The following is a 3,719-nucleotide window of genomic DNA, read 5'->3' as shown; positions in this document are numbered from 1 at the left end:
GGCTCCCACCGAGCCGGGGCCCTCGTCCCGTCCCCGCCGCCCGCCGGGCGACGGGGCGCTCTCCCGCCAGGGACCGGGACGGCCTCCCACCGAGGGACGGGACTCCCTCACGCCAAGGAACGGGACTCCCGGGCAAGGGCCCTGACCTCCGGGCACGCCCTTATTTCGTTGGCGAAACCCACCGGTATCCTTCGGATGTCCACCACCCGAAGCCGAAGGGCATTCCCGTGAGCGCCAACCGCCCGGCCGCCGTCGTCGTCCTCGCCGCGGGTGAGGGCACCCGCATGAGGTCGAAGACCCCCAAGGTCCTGCACGACATCTGCGGGCGCTCGCTCGTCGGGCACGTCGTGTGCGCCGCCCGCGAGCTGGACCCCCAGCATCTCGTCGTGGTCGTCGGCCACGCCGCCGATCAGGTCAGGGATCATCTCGCGGAGCGGTACGAGGGCACCCGCACCGCCTTCCAGGCCGAGCAGAACGGCACCGGGCACGCCGTGCGGATGGGGCTGGAGGAGCTGGGCGGTGTGATCGACGGCACCGTGGTCGTCGTCTGCGGTGACACCCCGCTGCTCTCCGGTGACACCCTCACCGCGCTGGCCGCCACGCACTCCGCCGACGGCAACGCCGTGACCGTGCTCACCGCCGAGGTCCCCGACTCCACGGGCTACGGCCGGATCGTGCGCGACGCCGCCTCCGGCGCGGTGACCGCGATCGTCGAGCACAAGGACGCCAGCGACGCCCAGCGCGCGATCCGGGAGATCAACTCCGGGGTCTTCGCCTTCGACGGCCGGCTCCTCTCCGACGCGCTCGGCAAGGTCAGCACCGACAACAGCCAGGGCGAGGAGTATCTGACCGACGTCCTCGGCATCCTGCGGGCGGCGGGTCACCGGGTCGGCGCCCATATCGCCGCCGATCACCGCGAGATCCTCGGGATCAACAACCGGGTCCAGCTGGCCGAGGCCCGTCGGCTGCTGAACGAGCGGCTGCTGGAGCGGGCCATGCTCGCCGGGGTCACCGTGGTCGACCCGGCCTCCGTCTTCGTCGACGCGACCGTCACTTTCGAGCCGGATGCGCTGATCCACCCGGGCACCCAGCTGCTGGGCGCCACGCATCTCGCCGAGGGCGCCGAGGTCGGCCCGAACACGCGCCTGACGGACACCGTCGTGGGCCCCGGCGCCCGGGTGGACAACGCCGTCGCCGTCTCCGCCGAGATCGGCGAGGGCGCCTCCGTCGGCCCGTACGCCTATCTGCGCCCTGGTACCCGCCTCGGCACGAAGGCCAAGGCCGGGACGTACGTCGAGATGAAGAACGCCACCATCGGCGAGGGCACCAAGGTCCCCCATCTGTCGTACGTCGGTGACGCGACGATCGGCGAGTACTCCAACATCGGCGCCGCGAGCGTGTTCGTGAACTACGACGGCGAGGCGAAGCACCACACCACGATCGGGTCCCACTGCAAGACCGGGTCGGACAACATGTTTGTGGCACCTGTCACGGTCGGGGACGGCGCCTACACCGCCGCCGGCTCGGTGATCACCAAGGACGTGCCCGCCGGGTCCCTCGCCGTCGCCCGTGGCCAGCAGCGGAATATCGAGGGCTGGGTGGCCCGAAAGCGCCCCGGCAGCGCCGCCGCGCAGGCGGCTCAGGCCGCTTCCGAACGAGCCACCGACGAGAACTGACCGGAAACAGGTAGGCCGAACACGGCGTACCGTGATACGTGCACCCCACATTCGGCTGGCTCGCGCTCCCCATCTTCGCGGCCAGAGAACACCCCTCTGAGGAGACTGTGCTGTGACCGGGATCAAGACGACCGGCGAGAAGAAACTGATGCTCTTCTCCGGCCGCGCCCACCCCGAGCTGGCCGAGGAAGTAGCACACCAACTGGGCGTCAGCCTGGTTCCGACCAAGGCCTTCGACTTCGCCAACGGCGAGATCTACGTCCGCTTCCAGGAGTCCGCGCGTGGCGCGGACTGCTTCCTGATGCAGTCCCACACGGCCCCCATCAACAAGTGGGTCATGGAACAGCTGATCATGATCGACGCTCTGAAGCGGGCCTCCGCCCGGAGCATCACGGTCATCGTCCCGTTCTACGGCTACGCCCGTCAGGACAAGAAGCACCGTGGCCGTGAGCCCATCTCCGCCCGTCTGATCGCCGATCTGATGAAGACGGCCGGTGCCGACCGCATCCTCACGGTCGACCTCCACACCGACCAGATCCAGGGCTTCTTCGACGGCCCGGTCGACCACCTCTTCGCGCTGCCGGTCCTCGCGGACTACGTCGCCGCCAAGGTCGACCCGTCCAAGCTGACCGTCGTCTCCCCCGACGCGGGCCGCGTCCGTGTCGCCGACCGCTGGTGCGACCGGCTCGGCGCGCCGCTGGCCATCGTCCACAAGCGCCGTGACAAGGACGTCGCCAACCAGGTCACCGTCCACGAGGTCGTCGGCAACGTCGAGGGCCGTGTCTGTGTCCTCGTCGACGACATGATCGACACCGGGGGCACCATCTGCGCCGCGGCGGACGCGCTGTACGCCAACGGCGCCGAGGACGTCATCGTCACCGCCACCCACGGTGTGCTCTCCGGCCCGGCCGCCGACCGGCTGAAGAACTCCAAGGTGAGCGAGTTCGTCCTGACGAACACGCTGCCGACGCCGGGCGAGCTGGAGCTGGACAAGATCACGGTGCTGTCGATGGCGCCGACGATCGCGCGCGCGGTGCGCGAGGTCTTCCAGGACGGCTCTGTCACGAGCCTCTTCGAGGAGCAGTTCTGATCCGCGTCAGCGAGCGGTCCTGACCCTCCTCACCGAGCGGTCCTGACCCTCGTCGGCCGAAGGGCGCGCCCCACCCGGGGCGCGCCCTTCGCGCGTCCCGGCCCCGCCGGGCCACAGGCCCCTCTCCCGCCGGGGGAGATCGATTGGGTGGGGTGGGGGGTGGATGCGTAGACTGGCGGGGTTGCTCGGCGAGGGAGGCCGCACTCCGGTGCGGCGGTCCGTTATCGACGCGCTCTTCGTAGCAGGCGCGGCCACATATGGCCGGGTAACCCCGTCCATCCGCCTCTATCGAAGGAGCGCATATGTCCGAGGTGAAGCTCACCGCCGGTACCCGTACCGAGTTCGGCAAGGGTGCCGCGCGCCGTATCCGCCGCGCCGACCTGGTTCCCGCCGTCCTCTACGGTCACGGCACCGACCCGGTCCACCTGACCCTCCCGGGTCACGAGCTGCTGCTCGCCCTGCGTACCCCGAACGTCCTGATCTCCCTGGACATCGAGGGCCGCTCCGAGCTGGCCATCCCGAAGTCGGTCCAGCGTGACCCGCTGAAGGGCTTCCTGGAGCACGTCGACCTGCTGCTGGTCAAGCGCGGCGAGAAGGTCACGGTCGAGATCCCGGTCCACACCGAGGGCGAGCTGGCCCCGGGGAACTTCCTGCTGGAGCACGTCCTGAACGCGCTGCCGGTCGAGGCCGAGGCCACCCACATCCCCGAGGCCGTCACCGTCTCGGTCGCCGGTCTTGAGGGCGGCGCCTCCGTCCTCGCCAAGGACATCACCCTCCCGAAGGGTGTCTCCCTGGCCGTGGACGCCGACGCCGTCGTCATCCAGGTCCTGGCCGCCCAGGCCGAGGAGCCGGCCGCCGAGGGTGACGCCGAGGGCGACGCCCAGGCCTGATCCGCACCGGATCTCCCGGGACCCTCACAGGTCCCCGCCGCCGTCCGTGCCCTGGGCACGGAC

Annotated in this window: 3 protein-coding genes; all 3 read left to right on the top strand. The window is 70.4% G+C overall.

Going from position 1 to position 3,719, the window contains the following annotated elements; translation table 11 throughout:
* Positions 1 to 227 precede the first annotated feature (227 nt).
* Positions 228 to 1,676, top strand: a complete 1,449-nt coding sequence (gene glmU, locus ACFVIM_RS33880) for a bifunctional UDP-N-acetylglucosamine diphosphorylase/glucosamine-1-phosphate N-acetyltransferase GlmU (protein ID WP_384309857.1) — start codon at positions 228 to 230, stop codon at positions 1,674 to 1,676.
* Between the two features lie 112 nt (positions 1,677 to 1,788).
* The gene (locus ACFVIM_RS33875) at positions 1,789 to 2,766 is read left to right on the top strand and encodes a ribose-phosphate diphosphokinase (protein WP_384309854.1); all 978 of its coding nucleotides are present in this window, start codon (positions 1,789 to 1,791) and stop codon (positions 2,764 to 2,766) included.
* A gap of 302 nt (positions 2,767 to 3,068) precedes the next feature.
* Positions 3,069 to 3,656: a 50S ribosomal protein L25/general stress protein Ctc gene (locus tag ACFVIM_RS33870; protein ID WP_384309851.1), complete on the top strand. Its 588-nt coding sequence runs from the start codon at positions 3,069 to 3,071 to the stop codon at positions 3,654 to 3,656.
* The last annotated feature ends 63 nt before the right edge of the window (positions 3,657 to 3,719 follow it).

The sequence above is a fragment of the Streptomyces sp. NPDC057638 genome (assembly GCF_042800315.1).
Taxonomy (GTDB): Bacteria; Actinomycetota; Actinomycetes; order Streptomycetales; family Streptomycetaceae; genus Streptomyces.
The sequence above is the reverse complement of the archived record's forward strand: the minus strand, read 5'-3'. Positions and strand labels throughout refer to the sequence as shown.

What these genes read in the sequence shown, in the direction of transcription:
- ACFVIM_RS33870 (WP_384309851.1), top strand. Translation starts at nt 3,069, where the DNA reads ATGTCCGAGGTGAAGCTCACCGCCGGTACCCGTACCGAGTTCGGCAAG.